The organism is Streptomyces sp. NTH33, from assembly GCF_003236365.1.
Taxonomy (GTDB): Bacteria; Actinomycetota; Actinomycetes; order Streptomycetales; family Streptomycetaceae; genus Streptomyces.
Genome location: NZ_POTZ01001143.1, coordinates 1 through 420, shown reverse-complemented (window position 1 = coordinate 420; position 420 = coordinate 1). Strand labels below are relative to the sequence as shown.

The window sequence follows — 420 nt, the reverse complement described above, 5'->3', positions numbered from 1 at the left end:
CGGCCGCATCCCGCGGCCCGCCCTGCGGTTGACCAGGGGACGGCGCGCCCGGACCGGGCAGCGTACTCGGCGACGCAGGCGGCGGCGTGCCGCCCTGCGGAACGCCAGGCACACCCGCACCGGCCGAAGCACCGCTCCCACCGACCCCGTCGGGCTCGTCGACCGCCGGCGCCAGCGCCGTACGCGGCAGCCCACTGCCGCCCGCCATCAGCGCCGTCTTGGCATCCGGCGCGGCAGCGGGCGGCGGAGCCTCGTCGTCGGTCCCGCTCAGCGCCGGCGCGTACACCGTGTCCGGCAACGGCACCGAACGGTCGTCCTCCGCATCCGCGTTGGTGTCCGTCCCCGCCCACGGAGTCGCCCCGGCAGGAACACCCGGCATACCCGGCGTGCCCGGCGCACCAGACGCACCCGGCGCACCCA

General features: G+C 78.1%; 1 pseudogene. It reads right to left on the bottom strand.

Annotated elements, in window-relative coordinates:
• Positions 1-304 (bottom strand): annotated as a pseudogene (locus C1I97_RS42380) (SUKH-4 family immunity protein); the annotation flags it as partial.
• Positions 305-420 lie beyond the last annotated feature (116 nt).